Source organism: Saccharospirillum impatiens DSM 12546 (assembly GCF_000423605.1).
GTDB lineage: Bacteria > Pseudomonadota > Gammaproteobacteria > Pseudomonadales > Natronospirillaceae > Saccharospirillum > Saccharospirillum impatiens.
In genome coordinates, this window is record NZ_AUIH01000004.1 from 201,303 (window position 1) to 219,496 (window position 18,194).

An 18,194-nucleotide genomic window follows, 5' to 3' on the forward strand; every position below is an offset into this window, starting at 1 on the left:
GTCTGCCGCTCAAAACGCTCAGTGTTCAATCAGGGCGTCGACGGCAATGGACTGTAGGCAGCCTTCACCGTATCGGCCTGCAAATTTCCGTCATAGCGGGATACCAGCGACTGCACAAATGGATCCTGATGCAATGCGGCTACCGCCATGTCATAAGCCGCGTTGTGCAGCCGGTCAAACCAGGCCTGGGGAGTTTTCTCGGCGACCCCAAACTGATAATCAAGCCCGGTGACACCGGGCAAAAAATCCCCCAGCACGGCCATCAACCGTTCAATATGGGTCTCATTCATCAGTTTTCGATAGTTATCCGAGATAATCAGCTGTAAACGGCTGTTCTCGAAACCCGCCCAGGTCGAATGCGCAAAGAGTGTTTTGGTCATGCCCGACAGCCCGAGTTTATGCAAGGTCACCTGCCACCAAAACACCGGATCGGCCTGTCGGTCAGTGTCTGGCCAGCGCGCCGGGTTGGTTTCCGGGTGGATGAGCTGGTTCGGGTCATGCGCGACCGGCGAGCTGGGCTCAACAGACTGACGACTGTCGGCCACGAGCGACGCCTCGGTTTCGCTGACTGGCGCCGGGCTCTGCGGCTCAGCCGGCACCGTCTCCTCCGGTTTTGGGGTTGGCTTTTCTGCAACCGGTTCAGGCACGGCTGCTGGTTCGGCTGTTGCGGGTTGTTCGGCCAGCAAGTCGGCGACGGCATGGGGCGCAGGCGCCCAGTCGGCGTCATCGTCGCTACCTTCCCAGGGCGCCAGCTCGTCTTCGCCACTGGCTTGATCAGGCGCGCCAGTGCCCATGGCCTGCTCAGCAGGGCTGGCTGACTGTGCCGGTGTTGAGGCATGTGTGGCTGCTTCAGATTCTTCTGCCGGTGCCTCTGTCTCGGACAATCCGGGCCTGGTTTCAGGCTCTGCCGTCGTTGCAGCAGTCTGCTCTGGCTCCGGGGGCACTGCTTCGGTCTTGCCATTGCCATCCGCCTCTAATGGCTGTGGCTCGTTGCCGACAGCGCCCGCTTCAACGTCAGATACAACCGGCATATGGGGTTCGCTCTGGCGTTCGGGCTGAGGCGCTAACGGTGCATCCGGCTCCTCAGGCGCTTGCGGACCGGATTCCTGCTTTGGGGGCTCAACCCCCACCTCCGCGGCGACCCGGCTTTCCAGCGCGGGCAGGTCTGCAAGGCTACGAGCCGGACTTGGGCTGAACGCAAGCATCCGCAACAGCGCCATTTCAAAGCCAGCCCTTTCGCTGGGCGCCAACGCCAGGTCTTTCGCAGCCAGCGTACCGATCTGGTAAAACAGATGGATATCTTCCGCCTGTGCCTGAGTGGCCAGCGCCGAAATGGCCTCGCGGTCTCCCTTGCTGTTGTCTAGTGCAGACGGGGCGGCTTGAGCGATGGCCACCCGATGCAAGGTGGAGAGCAATTCATTCAGCAAGGTGCGATAGTCTGGCGCGTGCTCGGCGATGCCAGCAACCTGTTGCATCAGACTGTCGGCGTCTTTCTCGATCAGGCCTTTAACCAGATGCAACACGCGCTTGAGGTCGACCGTGCCTAGCATGGTGGCCACGTCGGTCTCGTTCAGTTCGCCCTCACCATAGGCAATGGCCTGATCGGTCAGACTCAGGGCGTCGCGCATACTGCCGCTGGCGGCCTCTGCCAATAGCCAGAGTGCCGGCTCGTCAAAGGGCACCTGTTCCTGACCCAAAATAGAGTTCAGATAACTGACAATGCTCTCGCGAGTCATGTTTTTCAGATTGAATTGCAGGCACCGCGACAACACGGTCACCGGCAGTTTTTGCGGATCCGTCGTGGCGAGCAGGAACTTAACGTGCGGTGGTGGCTCTTCCAGTGTTTTCAGCAAAGCATTGAAACTGCTGACCGACAGCATGTGTACTTCGTCGATCAGGTATACCTTGTATCGGCCTCGTGTCGGCGCGTACTGGACGTTTTCAAGCAGCTCGCGAGTGTCTTCGACCCGGGTGCGCGACGCCGCATCCACTTCAATCAGATCAACAAACCGGCCTTCGGCAATTTCAGTACACGCCGAACACTGACCACAGGGCTTGGAACTGACACCCACTTCGCAGTTGAGGCTCTTGGCTAACAAACGGGCGATCGTGGTCTTGCCCACCCCGCGTGTACCGGTGAACAGATACGCGTGGTGCAACCGCTGTTGATCGAGCGAATTAACCAGCGCTTTTAAAACGTGGGCCTGCCCCACCATTTGCTCAAAGGTGGCGGGTCGCCATTTACGGGCCAATACCTGATAAGACATGAAGGCTCATGAAACCGGAGAAACGAAACCGTATCCTAACTTGGAACACCCAGCGCTGCCAGAATAAAAAAAGAGCTGATAAAACAAGAGGTTAGCAAGCGGCCAAGATACAGATAACCCTGAATAACCGTGCTATCCAGGCTGTCATCAGCGCCCAGTTGCAGTTGCAGTTGCAGGAAACGGATATTGGGTGGCGGCTCCACCAGCCGCACCCCGGCACACGAGAAAGTCGCTACCGTTGCTCCCTTCCGGGCCTGGCGGAGTTTACGACCGTTCGTTGCGGGGGGACCGGCAGAGCCACCCTAACGCAGAGCGCGGCATTATGCCTGTGATTTAAAAAAACTCAAGGGTATGGCTGAAAACGATCTAATCTCACATGAGCTACAGTATTAATTGAACGGGTCGATAACCCGACTATCAGCCGTGTCGGGCCGCCTTAAGCGCCCGGAAATTCAGTCAATGCCCCAAATCACCCAGGGTTTCCTCGTGGAGAACACACCGTGAAATCAGGTTCTATTCAATTTCGTCTGCTCATGAGCATCATGCTCAGCATCCTGGCCATGGCCGTAGTCGCCTTCGCGGGCATCTTCTCCATGAACCAGTCCGTTAACCGCCTGGTGGGCGTTGCCCAGGGCGTAAAACAGCTGGAGAAACAAGCCGATACCGCTCATCTGGAATTCAAGACTCAGGTACAGGAATGGAAGAATGTTCTGCTGCGGGGCCAGGACAGCGAGCGAATGGACCGCTACTGGACAGCATTCAACGAACAATCCGACCAGGTCAGATCCCTGGTCTCAGAGCTGGCAACCGGACTTGAGCCTTACCCGGAACTGCAAGCCACCGCCACCGGGTTTCTTGCCGATCACCAAACCATGGCCACTGCCTATGCCGAAGGCCGCCAGGCATTCATCAACAGCGGCTTTGACCACACCGCAGGTGATGCGGCGGTGTCGGGCATAGACCGGGCGCCATCGGCTGCGATGACCGACCTTGGCAACGAGTTGTCACGACTCGCTGCTGAAGCCAATGCCGCCGCCCAAGCCAGCGCCAGCCAGACGGTCCAACTCGCCGTCGCGGTAGCGGTTGTCCTGACGCTGATCGTTCTGGCTGCCATTTTTCTTTTTGTACGCAGTGCCATTATCCGCCCCATTCACGGCCTGACTGACGGTGTTAACCACATCCGCAATGGCCGTTATGACCAGCCCATTGCCCTGAAACGACAGGATGAACTCGGCCAACTGGGGCAGACTCTCGACTATTTGCGCCAGTTCCTGCAAAACATGGTCACTGACCTGGAGCGCAACAGCAACGCCCTGCGCGATGCCACCGGTCGCCTCGACGTGATGTCGGGTTCGATCACCTCCGCCACAGCCCAGCAACACGACCTTAGCCAGCAAGTAGCGACCGCCATTGAACAAATGGAGGCCGCCTCACGGGAAGTGGCCGCCAATGCCGCCGATACCGCCGACTCCACTCGCCATACCGGGCAGTTGGCCGAACAAGGCAGTCAGGCCATGCACACGGCCCAAAGCACCATGGCCAAGCTGGCTAAAGACAACGAAACGACCGCAGGTTTAATCAACAGCCTGGCACAGGAGTCTGAAAACGTAGGATCAGTGCTCAGTGTCATACAGGGCATCGCCGAGCAAACCAACCTGCTGGCGCTGAACGCCGCCATTGAAGCGGCCCGCGCGGGCGACCAGGGGCGAGGTTTTGCCGTCGTGGCCGATGAAGTGCGCCAACTGGCGCAAAAAACCCAGCAATCGACGGTAGAAATCAGAGCCATTGTAGAGACCATTCAAACCGGCGCCCGCAACAGCAATCAGGCCATGGAGACGGGCCTGACCCAAACCCGGTCGACCGGCGAACACATCACCCAGGCGGAGCAACAGCTGACGGATATTCTGGCCGCCATCACCACCATTAACGATAAAAATCAGCAAATCGCCACCGCCGCCGAAGAGCAAACCAGTGTTGCCGGCTCCCTGGCCGAGCTGATCATCCAGATCCGGAACCTGTCTGAAGAGACCGCCACTGAGTGTCAGCAAGCGACGACACTCAGCGATACTCTGTCGACTCTGGCAAACGACTTTCAGGCCCAGTTGCAAAGCTTGCGTGCTGGCGCGCAGTGATCCGGGCTGGACACGGCCTGCGTAACGACCGACCATTACGTCGATCACGCAGCCACGCAGAAGCCGATAGGATTACTGAACGCAATGACACGACTCACACTGGGCGTCAGCAGTTGTTTGCTGGGCGACGAAGTCCGCTTTAACGGCGGACACAAACACCATCGCTGGCTGACCCAGACCTTTGGTCAATACGCCGATTTCGTGCCCTACTGCCCTGAGGTCGCCATCGGGATGGGCATACCGCGCAATCCGATCCGGCTGATCAGTACTGATCAGGGCACGAAAGCCGTCGACTCCGTTAATCTAACCGACGATTACACCGAACGGCTGCAGAATTACGCCGAAACCATCGTGCCCGAACTGGATGCACTCGACGGCTACGTCGTGATGCAGGGCTCACCAAGCTGCGGTATGGAGCGGGTAAAGCTTTACAACGCAAGCATGATTCCCGAGAAAATCGCCAGCGGGCTCTACACCGAAGTGCTGCAACGCCGCGCTCCGGCGCTGCCGTTTGAAGAAAGTGGCCGGTTGAGCGACCCGAATCTGGTCGAGAATTTCGTTCAACGCGTTTATGTCTATCACGACTGGCGAACCCGACAACCCTGGCGCACCGCCAAAGACCTGATTGATTTTCACGCGCGGCAAAAGTACCTGCTGATGATGCACGACTACCCAACTTACAAGCGTTTGGGGCAAATGCTCTCGAACCTGAAAGCCATTGAGGACCGGGAAGCCTTTGGGCAGACTTACCTGGTCGAACTGATGTCGGCGCTGTCGAACATTCCCAAGCGCGGCCACCGCGTTAACGTACTGCAACATGTGATGGGCTATTTCAAAAACCAGTTGTCCGAGAAGGAAAAGGCATCTCTGATACACTCGATTGACCAGTACCAGGCCAGTGAAGTGCCCTTTATCGTTCCGGTCTCCCTGCTCAAACACTACACCTTTTTGCATGGCGATCAGTTCCCCTACCTGATGAACCAAACCTTCCTGAACCCCTACCCGGAGGCCCTCGGGTTAAGAAACCCGATTTGAGACAACAATCTTTTTGAACCGACTGATCCTGATCAGCGTATCAACGGAACGTCTAACTTTAGTCTAGAGTTTTTAATGACCCATTTAGTCTGGTTCCGAAACGATTTGCGCGTCAGTGATCACAGCGCCCTTACCGAAGCCTGCAAGGCGCCCGGTGCTGACGTAAAAGCCATCTTCCTGTGGACCCCGGAACAATGGCAACAACACGACTACGGCCTGGCTCGCCAATACAGTATTCGCTCGGCTCTGGCCACCGTTGCACAGGATCTTGCCCAACTGGGCATTCCCCTGACCATTGTGCACGCAGACACCTGGTTGGCCGGGGTAGATCAGCTGATCGACTACGCCCGCAGCCAGAACGTCAGCCACCTCGCCTTTCACCGCGAATTTGGCTGGGATGAAGTGCAGCGCGACCAGTACACAATCGAACAGGCGCGAGCGGCGGGCATCGATACCTGGATCGGCGAAGACCGGGTCGGGTTCGATCCGGCCTCACTGCTGACCGGCCAGGGTGACATGTATCGGGTATTCACACCATTCAAGAAGCGCTGGCTGAGCCAGCACGCTGAAACGCCCCTGCCCAGGCCGTTACCGGTACCCTCCCCAGTCGCGCCGGCACTGACGGCTATACCGGATATCCCAGCGGTCAATTGGACCGGCACCGCCGAGTTGCCACTGAACGAACACGAAGCGCATGAGCATCTGAGCCACTTCACGGAGGCCATGCCCAACTACAAAGACCATCGCGACCTGCCCGCCGTTGAAGGCACGTCGCGCCTGTCTGCGGCTCTGGCCAACGGCGCCATCAGCCTGCGCCAGTGCATGCACAGCGCCTTCAGTCACCCCCGGTTTGACAGCGCCGGCGTGCAAACCTGGCTGTCGGAGCTGATCTGGCGTGAATTTTACCACTACCTGCTCTACTGGCGACCGGACCTAGCCCGTCATGAACCGTTTTACCCGCGCTGGGACGCCTTCCCCTGGAATCGGGATGATGCCGCGCTGCAGCGATGGCAACAAGGTCAGACCGGGGTACCCATCGTCGACGCGGGTATGCGCCAGCTCGCTCAAACCGGCTGGATGCACAACCGTGTGCGTATGATTGTTGCCATGTACCTGGTCAAGTTACTGAAAGTTGACTGGCGACAGGGCGAGCGCTGGTTTGCACAGCAACTGCTGGACATTGATTTTGCCAGCAACAACGGCGGCTGGCAGTGGTGCGCCTCAACCGGAGTGGATGCGGCCCCCTACTTTCGAATATTCAACCCCCACACCCAGTCAGAGCGCTTCGACCCCAAAGGCGATTACATTCGCCGCTGGGTACCCGAACTGGCCAGCGTCAACGCAGCAGCCATTCATCAACCCAGCCAAACGCTGGCGAAGCATCAGGGGTATTCGTTGCCGCTGATTGATTACAAACGGGCACGTGCAGAAACGTTAACGTTGTTTAAGAAGCTTTGAATTATGAGCTGCGAGCTGTTAGTTCAAAGCGAGTAGCTTATATCTCTAACCTCGCCGCTATCGTTCTAGGAGTTTTCCATGCTTGAGCAAATGCAAGACGTGTACAACCGGTTGAACCGGGATACCGTGAAAGACGGCTTGCTGGGCGATCTGTATGACCGGGACATCCTGTTCACAGACCCCCTGCATCGCATTGAAGGGCTGAACAACCTGCAGCGCTATTTCGAAGGCATGTACAGGAATGTCGATGAAATTTCATTCCGGTATCTCACCCAGTGGGAACAGAAAAACGAAGCCATGTTGCGCTGGGAGATGACGTTTCGTCACCCGAAACTCAACAACAGCGCGCCCATTCTGGTACCAGGGGTCACTTATCTGACGTTTGACGACAAAATCACCCACCATCAGGACTACTTTGACAGCAACCAGATGATCTTCGACCACGTACCGGTGCTGGGTTCATTGCTTGGTTGGCTGAAAGGTCGGCTAAACTGATTGGCACGTCAACAATCGACATACGGAACATTACCACCCTGGCGACAACGATGACGCTAACGTCATTGATGCCGTGAGTACTGCAATAATCACACTGTCTGCTTTCCGGGTTTTGGAAAAACAGACCCCCTTTTTCAACAAGGGTAAACAGCAACAAAGGACCGTCAATGACACAACGCATTGCCATCATAGGTACTGGCATCGCAGGCCTCACCACCGCCCGCATGCTGCACCCGCATCACGATATCCAGGTGTTCGAACAAAACGATTACATTGGCGGCCATACCAACACGCAGGATGTCACCATCGACGGCCGTACCTGGGGCGTGAATACCGGCTTTATCGTTTACAACGACTGGGTGTACCACAATTTCAACAAACTGATGGCCCCGCTGGCGGTAGAACGTGAAGCCACTGAAATGAGTTTCAGTGTGCGCGACGACGCCACCGGCCTTGAATACAACGGCCACAATATCGACACCCTGTTCGCACAACGCAAAAACCTGGTGAACCCCCGGTTTCTGGGCATGATTCGGGACATTCTGCGTTTCAACAAAGAAAGCCTCGACGACCTCGAAGCCGGCATCCTGACGCCAGACCTGACCCTGGGTGAGTACTTCACACAAAAAGGCTTCGGCAAGACGTTTATCCGCAAATACATCGTCCCCATGGGCGCCGCTATCTGGTCATCCGGTGAAACCGACATGGAAGCGTTTCCGGCGTTGTTTTTTGTTCGGTTTTTCAAGAACCACGGCCTGTTGTCGGTTAAGCACAGACCGCAGTGGTACGTCATACAGGGTGGGTCACGCGCCTACGTCGCACCGCTGACCGAACCCTTCAAAGACCGCATTCACCTGAACCGTGGCGTGACCCGTGTCGAACGCGATGCCGATGGCGTAACGCTTACGCTTGCCGACCAGACAACCGAACGCTTCGATCAGGTTGTATTCGCTTGCCACAGCGATCAGGCCCTGAACATGCTGGCCGCTCCGACCGATCAGGAACGCGATATTCTGGGGGCGCTGCCCTACAGCGACAACGATGTTGTCTTGCACACCGACGAAAGCCTGCTGCCGCGCCACAAAAAAGCCTGGGCGGCCTGGAATTACCACATTCCGAAGAATCCCGATGCCGCTGTTGGCCTGACCTACAACATGAACATCCTGCAGAACTTTACCGATGCCCCGGTCACCTTCTGCGTCACGCTGAACCGCACAGAAGACATTGATCCGGCCAAAATCATCGACCGCTTCAGCTACGCCCACCCGGTCTTTACCAAGGCCGGCATTGACGCCCAGAACCGTTACGATCAGATTGGTAACCAGAACCGCACACACTTTTGCGGGGCCTACTGGTTCAATGGTTTTCACGAAGACGGTGTCAACAGTGCCTTGCGCGTCGTATCCAGTTTTGGAGTTGATCCATGGCACTGAACAGTTGTCTTTATGAAGGCTGGGTTCGCCACCGCCGGTACAGCCCGGCAGAACACCGGTTCACCTACCCGTTGTTCATGCTGTATCTTGATCTCGATGAAATTGACGAGGTCTTTACCACCTCTCGTTTCTGGTCGGCCGAGCGCTTCAATTGGGCCAGTTTTCGCCGGGCCGATTACTTCGACCCAAGCATTCCCGACCTGAAGCAGGCGGTCATTCAGAAGGTGTGTGCGCACAGCGAGCTCGAACCCGCACAAATCGCCTCGGTGCGGGTGCTGACACACGTGCGCTACCTCGGCTATGTGTTCAACCCGGTGTCGGTCTATTACGTGTTCGATCACAACGACCGCTTGCTGGCGGTCATGCCTGAAGTCACCAATACGCCCTGGAAAGAGCGCCACGCCTACGTGCTGCTGGCCGAAGCATCCGATGCCGGAGCCACAGAGATAAGGCCCTATTACGAACCACACCGCGTTCATCGTCAGTACCGGGAATACCGGTTAAGCAAGGCGTTTCATGTATCGCCCTTCCTGCCGATGGACATGAACTACCGCTGGGTCTTCGGCTTGCCGCAACCGACCCTGCGCATTCACCTGGAAAACCACCGTGAACAGAACAAGGTATTCGACGCTACACTGGTTATGGAAGCCGCGCCGATCACCGCCCGGGCCATGCGCCGCGCCCTCATCCGTTTCCCGGCGATGACCGTAAAGGTGGTAACGGGCATCCACTGGCAAGCCTTCAAATTGTGGCTGAAGAAGGTTCCCTTCATTCCACACCCGAACAAAGAGAAAAAGGAAACAACGGCATGACAACGGCCACTCCGACGCGTTTTGACGGGACCCAGGGCCCGCTTGCTCAGCGGCTGCTTTTTAAAGCCCTGAACCGCTTTCACACCGGGTCACTGACGCTGCACGATCAGTCTGGCACCTACGTTTTCGGCAATCCGGATCAGGACGGACCACACGCCAGCGTTCACATTCACAACACGCGCACCTACCGCGAAATGCTAACAGGCGGCGCACTGGCGGCGGCGGAATGCTACGTCGCCGGTTTTTGGGATACATCGGATCTGGCGACGGTGGTGCGCGTATTCGCGGTCAACCTCGATACCACGTCAACGCTGAACAAAACACTGGGCATGGTCACCAAACCCCTGCTCAGAATGGCCCACTGGATAAACCGGAACGACAAAGCCGGCTCGCGCAAAAACATCCGTGCGCATTACGATCTGGGCAACGACTTGTTCGAAGCCTTTCTCGACGACAGCATGATGTATTCAAGCGCCATTTATCCGAGCCCCGACTCCACGCTCGAAGAAGCGCAACACCATCGGCTCGATCGCGTGTGCCAGAAACTGGATCTGAAACCGGGTGATCACTTGCTCGAAATCGGTACTGGCTGGGGTGGTATGGCCATCCACGCAGCGCGGCACTATGGTTGCCGAGTCACCACCACCACCATCTCCGACGAGCAGCACGACTACACGCGCAAGCGCATCGACGAGTTGGGTCTGGCCGACCAGATCACCCTGCTGAAACAGGATTACCGCGACCTCACCGGGCAATACAACAAACTGGTGTCGATCGAGATGATCGAAGCCGTTGGGCACGATTACCTGCCGAGTTACTTTAAAGTGCTGTCTGAACGACTGACGGACGACGGTGCCGCTCTCATTCAATGCATCACCATGCCCGATCAGCGTTACCAGGAATACCGTTCCTCGGTCGACTTTATTCGCAAGTACATCTTTCCCGGTGGCCACCTACCCTCATTGTCGATTTTAATGGACAACATGAAGCGTCACACCGACCTGCAAATGGTCCACCTGGAAGACATGACCGAGCATTACGCCCGAACCCTCAAAGACTGGCACCACCGTTTTGTGGCCGCCCGCGACCAGATACTGGCACTGGGTTACGACGACACCTTCTATCGTTTGTGGCGCTACTACTTTGCCTATTGCGAGGGCGGCTTTACCGAACGCGCCATTGGCACGCATCAGGTGATGTTCGCCAAAGACAAGAACCGCCAAACCTGGATTGACCCCGCCCAATGAAACTCAACGCAGGCAAAGCCATACTCAACTACGCCGGGTTCCAGATCGGCTGGTTCCTGCTGGTGCTCACCCAGTCGGCCTGGGCGATTCTTTGGGCGCTCGGTTTTGTGGCGATGCACGCTGCCTTGTTTGGCAACCGGCGAGAGTGGCAAGCGGTGATCCCGATCATGATCGGGGGGCTGCTGGTCGACTTTATCTGGCACCTGAGCCCCGCCGTTCAGTTTTTAGGCGCTGGGCAACCTGTCCCTCTGTGGCTTGTCGGGCTGTGGCTGATGTTTCCGCTGACGCTGAACCACTCTCTGGCCTGGCTGAAAGGCCGCCTAGCGCTGCAAATCCTGTTGGGTGTGTTCGGCGGTGGTGGCAGCTACGTCGCCGGCACACAGTTCGGGGCCGCCACCATGGAACCCTGGGCGCTGTTCGCCGTGCCGCTGGCCTGGGGGCTCTGGCTACCGCTATTCTACTGGTGGATTGACCGACCCAATCACACACACCCGACGCAGGTGACGGCCTTATGACAAACCCGACCCTTCTCCCACAAGCCAGGCTGGGATCAGCCTCAGCAGACCCTGAACCAGCGGCGTCGTTTGGCCGCAGCCAACCTCTGGCCGCCAAGCTGCTGTTTGGGCTGGTGCTGTCCGGGCTGGCGACAGTCGTTGTGGCCGAAGAAACCCGCCTCAGTGAATTCGTGGGCAAGGCCTATGACGCCGACTCCGGCACCTTGCTTTACACCGAACAGCACAGCCTTGAACTGGTCGACGGTGTCCCCCAGCAGGAAACCGTGCGCTATCTGACGCCCGATGGCGATGCCCTCGCCCAAAAAGACATGACCTACTGGCAACCGGCCCGCCCGGCCTACCGTTTGACGGTTGTCGACCCGCAACGCACCGAAACAGTCGAGCCAGAAGACAGCGGCGTAACCATAGAGTCAGTAGAGTCCGGTTTTCTCGACTGGTCAGATGCAGGCAATTACGTCATCGATGGCGGTTTTCACTACTTCATTCTCGATCACTTTGACACCTTGCTGGCCGGCGAGAGCGTCGAACTCCAGTTTCTGGCCCCGACTCGAACCCGCTGGCTGGGCTTGCGATTGCGCCCGGTCGAACAAGCCGATGGCCGGTTGCTGCTGGAACTCAACGTCCGCAATCGCCTGCTCAGCCTCGTGATCAGCGACATCGAACTGACTTACGACATTCAGAGCCAGCGTCTGCTGCGCTACGCGGGCCTAACCAACCTGCCCAAGCCTGGCGGGGGAAACTACATAGCAAACATCGACTATGAATACCCCGGGGATGAACAGCCATGAAACCGAATCGAGCTAAAGCCTGGCCAGCACTGGTGTTTTTAATCGTGGGCGCCACCCTCTCGGCAACGCTCGTCGCCTGGATGCTGCTCTATGACCCCTGGCCTCTGTTTTCCGAACAGGGCCGTTGGCTGAGCAGTCAGGTATGGGGCCAGATCTCACTGTTCGATCTGTACAGCGGCTTTTTCATCGCACTGGCCCTGGCCTGGCTGTTTGAACCCAACCCCTGGGTCCGGGTTTTACTGCTGGTGACACTGCCGACACTGGGCAACCCGGTACTGGCGATTTGGTGTGTAACTCGCTGGCAACATCTAAAACGCATGGCGGCATCCGCCGGTTTTGACTAACCTGTAAGCATTCAGTATGTTTGCGGCCCTTTCCCGGCCCCATGGTGGCGTTTAGCGGATGTCTTCACAGGTGTTCAAACCAAGATTTTTAAACCGCCTGTCGTTTCGGCTATCCCGCAGCGGCGTTATTCTGGCCCTGCTTGTCAGCCTGGTCAGTTCGGGCTATCAGGTTTACAACGATTTTAACGTCGAACGAAATTCACTCGGATCATCCATCGAGCGAGTCATGGACGCCTCCCGTTTTGCCGCCTCACGCGCCGTGCACACGCTCGACTACAACCTGGCCAGCGAAGTGGCCAACGGCATGTTCGTGTACGATTTTGTCACCTACGTTGCCATTATCGACGAACTGGGCTCCCCCCTGGCGGAGCGGTCCGCAGAACAGCAGCAGCGCCAGTCACACTGGTACGAGCTGTTCGTCACCAAACCTGTGCAAACCCTGGAAACCCGCCTTGAAACCAATGCCCTGGGCAGTGACGTCTTCGGCCTGCTGCGCATGGAAATCGATACCGTTCTGGCTTACCAAAGCTTTGCCGACCGGGCCATATCGACCTTTCTGCTGGGCGTGGTCAAGAACTTCATCCTGATTGTTCTGTTCCTGATCGTTTTCTACCGACTGGTCACCAAACCGATCAACATGATGTCCACCTCGCTGGATGCCATCGACGCCGAAAATCCCGACGGTCAGCGGCTGACACCTCCCAATGGTCATGAACGCGATGAACTCGGGCAACTGACCGCGCACATCAACCACTACCTGACCAATGCTGAGCGCCTGATCACCGACAAGACTCTGGCCAAGCACGAAGCTGAAGAGTCCTACACCAACATGCGCCGGCTGATCGACAACCTGCCGCATCTTATCTATGTCAAAAACCGGGAGGGTGAACTGGCCTTGGTGAACGAAGCCTTTGCCCGGGCTTTCCAGAGCACTGTTGAAGAGCTAACCGGCCAGCATCAGAGTCAGATACTGGGTGAGTACGACGAAAAATCCCGGCAACTGATCATCGAAGCCGACGAACAGGTAATGACCGATCAGAACAGCCTGTTCATCCCCGAATTGGACTGGATGAACAGCAACGGCACCCTAACCGCCCTGGAATTGCGCATTCTGCCCATCGAGTTTCGTGCCGAGCCCGCCATATTGTCTGTCGGTGTCGACATCACTGAACGCAAGCGCAACCAGTCACGCATGCAACACATGGCCTATCACGACCCACTGACCGACCTGCCCAACCGACACCTGTTTCTCGACCGGCTGGGTCAGTCGTTGCGCCGTGCAGAGCGCTCAGGTCAGTTCGGTGCTCTGGTATTCATCGACCTCGATAACTTCAAGAACATCAACGATTCCATGGGCCACAGCGCGGGCGACTCCCTGTTGCGCGAAGCCGCCTCCAGATTGATAGACGCCGTGCGCACCGAAGACACGGTATCGCGCCTCGGTGGCGATGAATTTGTGATCTGCATGGCTGACCTCGGGCAAGATAAAAGCGAAGTCAGCATTCTGGCTTACCAGCGCGCCGAACGGTTGCGCAAAGCCCTGGCCGAGCCATTTTTCATAGGCGGCCAACAACTGACAGTTACCGCCAGCCTGGGCATTGCCCTGTACCCGGATGGCCCCACCAGCGCTTCAGACCTGCTGCGCAATGCCGACACCGCCATGTACCAGGCCAAGGCGCATGGCAAAGACAACGCCATTCAGTTCGAGCAGGCGATGGCCGAAGCCACCGCCTTCCGCCTGAGCATGGAGAAAGATTTGCGCCTGGCCGTAGAAAGGCGCGAGTTCTACCTGACCTTCCAACCACAGGTCGATGTGCGCGACAACACCATTCTCGGTGCCGAAGCCCTGATGCGCTGGCAACACCCGACCCGGGGCACGGTATCGCCGGTGGAATTCATTCCGGTTCTGGAAAACATGGGGCTGATCGTCAAAGTCGGGGAATGGGCGCTGAATGAAGCCTGCGCCACCGTGCGCCGCTGGATGGACGCAGGCATCTGGAGCGAACACCAGGTACTGGGCATCAACGTCAGCCCCCAGCAGTTTTCTCAGCCGGAGTTCTTCGCCCAGGTCAAACAGGCGATCAAAGAGTACGGCATACCCGCGCGGTGCATCGATTTAGAGATTACCGAAGGCATGGTAATCAATGAGGTGGAAGAGACCATCGTACGCATGAACGAAATTCGCCAGTACGGTGTCTCCTTCTCCATCGACGACTTCGGCACCGGCTACTCCAGCCTGAGCTACCTCAAACGACTGCCGCTCGACGTACTGAAAGTCGACCAGTCATTCGTGCGCGATCTGACCACAGACAGCAACGACGCCGCCATTGTTGAAACCATTCTCGCCATGGCCCAGCACCTGAACCTGAAAACCATAGCCGAAGGCGTTGAAACCGAAGAGCAACTGACATTTCTGGAATCCATCGGCTGCTTGCGCTACCAGGGCTACTTGTTTTCAGCCCCGCTGAACACCGATGATTTCATGCGCCTTCTGGAAGACAACAATACCCAGGCAGCAGCGGCAACGCCCTAGCCCGCCGCTGCCAGGGTTTGTTCGAGCCAATTCACCCGATTTCCGAGATTCCAACCCCGTGACCTATTCCGTAAAAGAAATGTTCTACACCCTGCAGGGCGAAGGCGCCCAAACCGGCCGGGCGTCGGTATTTTGCCGCTTCACCGGCTGCAACCTCTGGAGCGGCCGTGAGGCCGACCGGGCAACCAGCATCTGCACCTTTTGCGACACCGATTTCATTGGCACCGATGGCGAAGGCGGTGGCAAATTCAGCGATGAAACCGCCCTGGCCGACGCAATAGCCGCACTCTGGCCAACCCCGACACCCTCAGTCAACTCCGGCGAAAAGCCCTATGTCGTGTTTACTGGCGGTGAACCGGCCTTGCAATTAACCGAAACACTGATCGACGCCCTGCACCAGCGCGGCTTCGAATGCGCGGTTGAATCCAACGGCACACGACCGCTACCGGCCAATCTCGACTGGGTGTGCATCAGCCCCAAAGGCCGCAGCGAAATCATCATAGCGCGCTGCGACGAGCTCAAACTGGTTTACCCCCAGCCCGAAGCCCCGCCGGAACGTTTCGCTCACATGGAAGCCAGCGTGCGCTACCTAAGCCCGCTCAACCCATTCGACATCGAAACCCTCCACCCGGCCCGCGAAACCAGCACCCAGGCCGCCATCGCCTATTGCCGCGCCCACCCCGAGTGGCGGCTGACACTGCAATCGCACAAAGTGGTTAACATCGCCTGAGGAAAAGAAAAGTGAACCCTCTCCCCAGTCCTCTCCCGCAGTGCGGGAGAGGGAGCAGTTAGTTGGTTGAAATACAACCAGCGTATCAGCTCATGCTGCTATAGCAGTCTTCCTGGCCAGCAACAAAACATAGCGCCCCAAATCCCGATACGGCGCCTGCTCACACAGGCGTTGCTCCATCTCAATGATGTCGTCATCGGAATACCACGACAACACCGTCGGTTCCGTTAAATCAGAAAAGGTGCGGATACCCGCCTGAGTGAGAATCTCAAACCCGGCATCCACCAATTGTTGGCGAACCGGCTCGGGGCTCAGGGGGGTTATGGGGGTAAGGCCGCCAGCCAAACCTTGCAACTGACCGGTCTTCACTTTTTCGAGGGTGCCACGCATCAAATTGCGCAATTCGAGCATATGGCGGTTATACACCATCACCCCAATCACGCCACCCGGGGCTACCCAGTTCATGGCCCGATCCAGCGCCGCCTGCGGGCGCTCCAGCCATTCAAGCACGGCGTGCACAATCACCAGGTCCCGGTCTGGCGCGGACTCAAAGTCGAACACCGAGGCCTGGCTTACCCGGCACTGACCGCTGGCAATCGATTCTGCTACGTCTTGCTCAACCTGAGCCACCAGGTCACCCGCGACATCGAAATACTCAACCCGGTGACCCATACCCAGCAGCCATTGCGTCATTTGCCCCAGGCCACCGCCAGCATCCAGAACACTCAGGTCCGGCTGACGCAACTCAGGCATGTACTTCGGATAGAGGGTTTCAAGCAGGGTTTGGCGGATACGACCTTTCAGGCTGCCGTATATATTCTTCGAAAACCGTTCCGCCAAAGGATCAAAATTAACGTATTCCATAAAGGTCCTGAAAAGACGTGGAACATGAAGGGACGTGAAACACCAAGGGACGTAAGACATTGAAAGACGCAACACATGAAGGGACGCAGGACAGGAACTGACGTCAGTTAGTGTTTTGCGTCTTTCAGTGTTTCGCGTCTTTTAATGTCTTACGTCAGTTAATGTTCCACGTCTTTTAATGTCCCACGTCTTTTCATAAATCGCGTCCTTTATATCCATCAGGATTCTGGCTTTGCCAGCGCCAGGAGTCGGCCATCATCTCGTCCAGACCAAGCCCGGCCCTCCAGCCCAGTTCTTGTTCGGCAAATTCCGGGTCGGCGTAGCAGCAGGCGATGTCGCCGGGGCGACGGTCCACGAGCTTGTAGGGAACCTTGCAGCCCGAGGCTTTTTCCAGCGCTTTCACCATGTCGAGCACGCTGTAGCCAACACCGGTGCCCAGGTTGTAGGCCACACAGCCCGGCTTGCTGTCCAGTTTTTCGATGGCTTTAACGTGGCCCTTGGCCAGATCGACTACGTGAATGTAGTCGCGCACACCGGTGCCGTCCGGCGTGTCGTAATCGCTGCCGAACACCGACAGTGCCTCGCGCTTACCAATGGCCACCTGGGTGATAAAGGGCATCAGGTTATTGGGAATGCCGTTCGGGTCTTCACCAATGGTGCCGCTTTCATGGGCGCCAACCGGGTTAAAGTAGCGCAGCAGCGCCACTTGCCATTCCGTATCGGAGGCATACAGATCGCGCAGAATGTCTTCGATCATCAGTTTGGAGCGGCCATAGGGGTTGGTGGCGCTGAGCGGAAAATGCTCCTCAATCGGCACCGTGTGCGGGTCGCCATACACTGTGGCCGATGAACTGAACACCAGATTCTTGCAGCCATGGCGCTTCATCACCTGAAGCAGGCACAGGGTGCCGTATACGTTGTTGTCGTAGTAATCGAGCGGCTTTTCGGTGCTTTCACCCACGGCTTTCAACCCGGCGAAATGCACAACCGACTCGATATCGTGCTCACTGAACACCCGGTCCAGCAACTCGGTATCGCGAATATCGCCTTCCACGAAATCGACCGGTTGCTTCACAATGGCTTCAACCCGGCGCAGCGATTCGGCCGAACTGTTCACCAGGTTATCCAGCACCAGCACCGTGTGCCCGGCCAAGATCAGTTCAATGCAGGTGTGGCTGCCAATGTACCCGGCACCGCCGGTCACCAAAACGGTCATAACAAACTCCTTTATTTTTGGCTCTTCGTAAAACTCTGTGGAACCCTATGGCAGCATATCCAGCTTTCCACAGTGAAACAATATGCTTGTTCTGAAGCCTTCGAAAGAACGATAGCCCCGAGCATTGGACTTTACCGTCTGGATCTTTGAGTTTAATCCCTCAGCGACGGCATTGCTGATCCGGTGATCGAAGTAATTCAACAAGCCATCCTTATGCGCTTTTAGCATTCTGGCGACTTTCTTAATCGGCTCCAAACGGCAACGAATAGCCCAGCTGTACCACTTCTCAAAATAGCGCTTCGCCCAACCTTTACTGCGGTAGTCC

The 18,194-nt window shown here is 57.2% G+C and carries 17 protein-coding genes and 1 other RNA gene; 12 read left to right on the plus strand and 6 right to left on the minus strand.

Translation table 11 applies throughout. The features are described 5' to 3' along the window. Nucleotides 1-29 precede the first annotated feature (29 nt). From dnaX to ffs, 3 genes are all read right to left on the minus strand, one after another. Nucleotides 30-2,267 carry a DNA polymerase III subunit gamma/tau gene (dnaX, locus tag G565_RS0104520; protein ID WP_028669891.1) on the minus strand — a complete coding sequence of 746 codons (2,238 nt, stop codon included), beginning with the start codon at nucleotides 2,265-2,267 and terminating at the stop codon, nucleotides 30-32. A 35-nt stretch (nucleotides 2,268-2,302) separates the two neighbouring features. Next, nucleotides 2,303-2,470 carry a hypothetical protein gene (locus G565_RS26710; protein WP_157599999.1) on the minus strand — a complete coding sequence of 56 codons (168 nt, stop codon included), beginning with the start codon at nucleotides 2,468-2,470 and terminating at the stop codon, nucleotides 2,303-2,305. Then, nucleotides 2,465-2,561, minus strand: an RNA gene (ffs, locus tag G565_RS26295) — signal recognition particle sRNA small type. The genes G565_RS26710 and ffs overlap by 6 nt, the downstream gene beginning before the upstream one ends. Before the next feature lie 206 nt (nucleotides 2,562-2,767). Here ffs and G565_RS22965 point away from each other — a divergent pair. The 12 genes from G565_RS22965 (at nucleotide 2,768) to queE (ending at nucleotide 15,789) form a co-directional block, all read left to right on the plus strand. Next, nucleotides 2,768-4,399 (plus strand): methyl-accepting chemotaxis protein, encoded by a 1,632-nt coding sequence (locus G565_RS22965; RefSeq protein ID WP_157600000.1) that lies wholly within the window; start codon nucleotides 2,768-2,770, stop codon nucleotides 4,397-4,399. An 84-nt stretch (nucleotides 4,400-4,483) separates the two neighbouring features. After that, entirely contained in the window at nucleotides 4,484-5,434 is a 951-nt protein-coding gene (locus G565_RS0104535; RefSeq protein WP_028669892.1) for a YbgA family protein, read from the plus strand. Between the two features lie 75 nt (nucleotides 5,435-5,509). Beyond that, complete coding sequence (locus G565_RS0104540) at nucleotides 5,510-6,892, plus strand: cryptochrome/photolyase family protein (protein WP_028669893.1); 1,383 nt, start codon at nucleotides 5,510-5,512, stop codon at nucleotides 6,890-6,892. 78 nt (nucleotides 6,893-6,970) lie between these two features. Next, on the plus strand, nucleotides 6,971-7,387 hold the full coding sequence (locus G565_RS0104545) for a nuclear transport factor 2 family protein (RefSeq protein WP_028669894.1): 417 nt from the start codon (nucleotides 6,971-6,973) through the stop codon (nucleotides 7,385-7,387). Between the two features lie 167 nt (nucleotides 7,388-7,554). Beyond that, nucleotides 7,555-8,820: an NAD(P)/FAD-dependent oxidoreductase gene (locus tag G565_RS0104550; RefSeq protein WP_028669895.1), complete on the plus strand. Its 1,266-nt coding sequence runs from the start codon at nucleotides 7,555-7,557 to the stop codon at nucleotides 8,818-8,820. Then, on the plus strand, nucleotides 8,811-9,632 hold the full coding sequence (locus tag G565_RS22970) for a DUF1365 domain-containing protein (protein WP_037337666.1): 822 nt from the start codon (nucleotides 8,811-8,813) through the stop codon (nucleotides 9,630-9,632). Before G565_RS0104550 ends, G565_RS22970 begins: the two co-directional genes overlap by 10 nt. Next, nucleotides 9,629-10,879, plus strand: a complete 1,251-nt coding sequence (locus G565_RS22975; RefSeq protein WP_051207327.1) for an SAM-dependent methyltransferase — start codon at nucleotides 9,629-9,631, stop codon at nucleotides 10,877-10,879. The genes G565_RS22970 and G565_RS22975 overlap by 4 nt, the downstream gene beginning before the upstream one ends. Continuing rightward, on the plus strand, nucleotides 10,876-11,394 hold the full coding sequence (locus G565_RS25795; RefSeq protein ID WP_051207329.1) for a DUF2878 domain-containing protein: 519 nt from the start codon (nucleotides 10,876-10,878) through the stop codon (nucleotides 11,392-11,394). Before G565_RS22975 ends, G565_RS25795 begins: the two co-directional genes overlap by 4 nt. Further along, a complete protein-coding gene (locus G565_RS0104570) occupies nucleotides 11,391-12,182 on the plus strand; it encodes a hypothetical protein (RefSeq protein WP_028669896.1) in 792 nt (263 codons plus the stop codon). The genes G565_RS25795 and G565_RS0104570 overlap by 4 nt, the downstream gene beginning before the upstream one ends. After that, a complete protein-coding gene (locus G565_RS0104575) occupies nucleotides 12,179-12,526 on the plus strand; it encodes a hypothetical protein (RefSeq protein WP_028669897.1) in 348 nt (115 codons plus the stop codon). Before G565_RS0104570 ends, G565_RS0104575 begins: the two co-directional genes overlap by 4 nt. A 70-nt stretch (nucleotides 12,527-12,596) precedes the next feature. Next, entirely contained in the window at nucleotides 12,597-15,059 is a 2,463-nt protein-coding gene (locus G565_RS22985) for a bifunctional diguanylate cyclase/phosphodiesterase (RefSeq protein ID WP_169579613.1), read from the plus strand. Between the two features lie 58 nt (nucleotides 15,060-15,117). After that, on the plus strand, nucleotides 15,118-15,789 hold the full coding sequence (gene queE, locus G565_RS0104585) for a 7-carboxy-7-deazaguanine synthase (protein ID WP_028669898.1): 672 nt from the start codon (nucleotides 15,118-15,120) through the stop codon (nucleotides 15,787-15,789). 90 nt (nucleotides 15,790-15,879) lie between these two features. Here queE and G565_RS0104590 read toward each other — a convergent pair whose 3' ends face one another. The 3 genes from G565_RS0104590 to G565_RS0104600 form a co-directional block, all read right to left on the minus strand. Beyond that, entirely contained in the window at nucleotides 15,880-16,653 is a 774-nt protein-coding gene (locus G565_RS0104590) for a methyltransferase domain-containing protein (RefSeq protein ID WP_028669899.1), read from the minus strand. A gap of 193 nt (nucleotides 16,654-16,846) precedes the next feature. Further along, nucleotides 16,847-17,869, minus strand: a complete 1,023-nt coding sequence (gene galE, locus G565_RS0104595) for a UDP-glucose 4-epimerase GalE (protein ID WP_028669900.1) — start codon at nucleotides 17,867-17,869, stop codon at nucleotides 16,847-16,849. 45 nt (nucleotides 17,870-17,914) lie between these two features. Continuing rightward, nucleotides 17,915-18,194: transposase (locus G565_RS0104600; protein ID WP_028669901.1), on the minus strand; the 280-nt coding region annotated here is incomplete at its 5' end.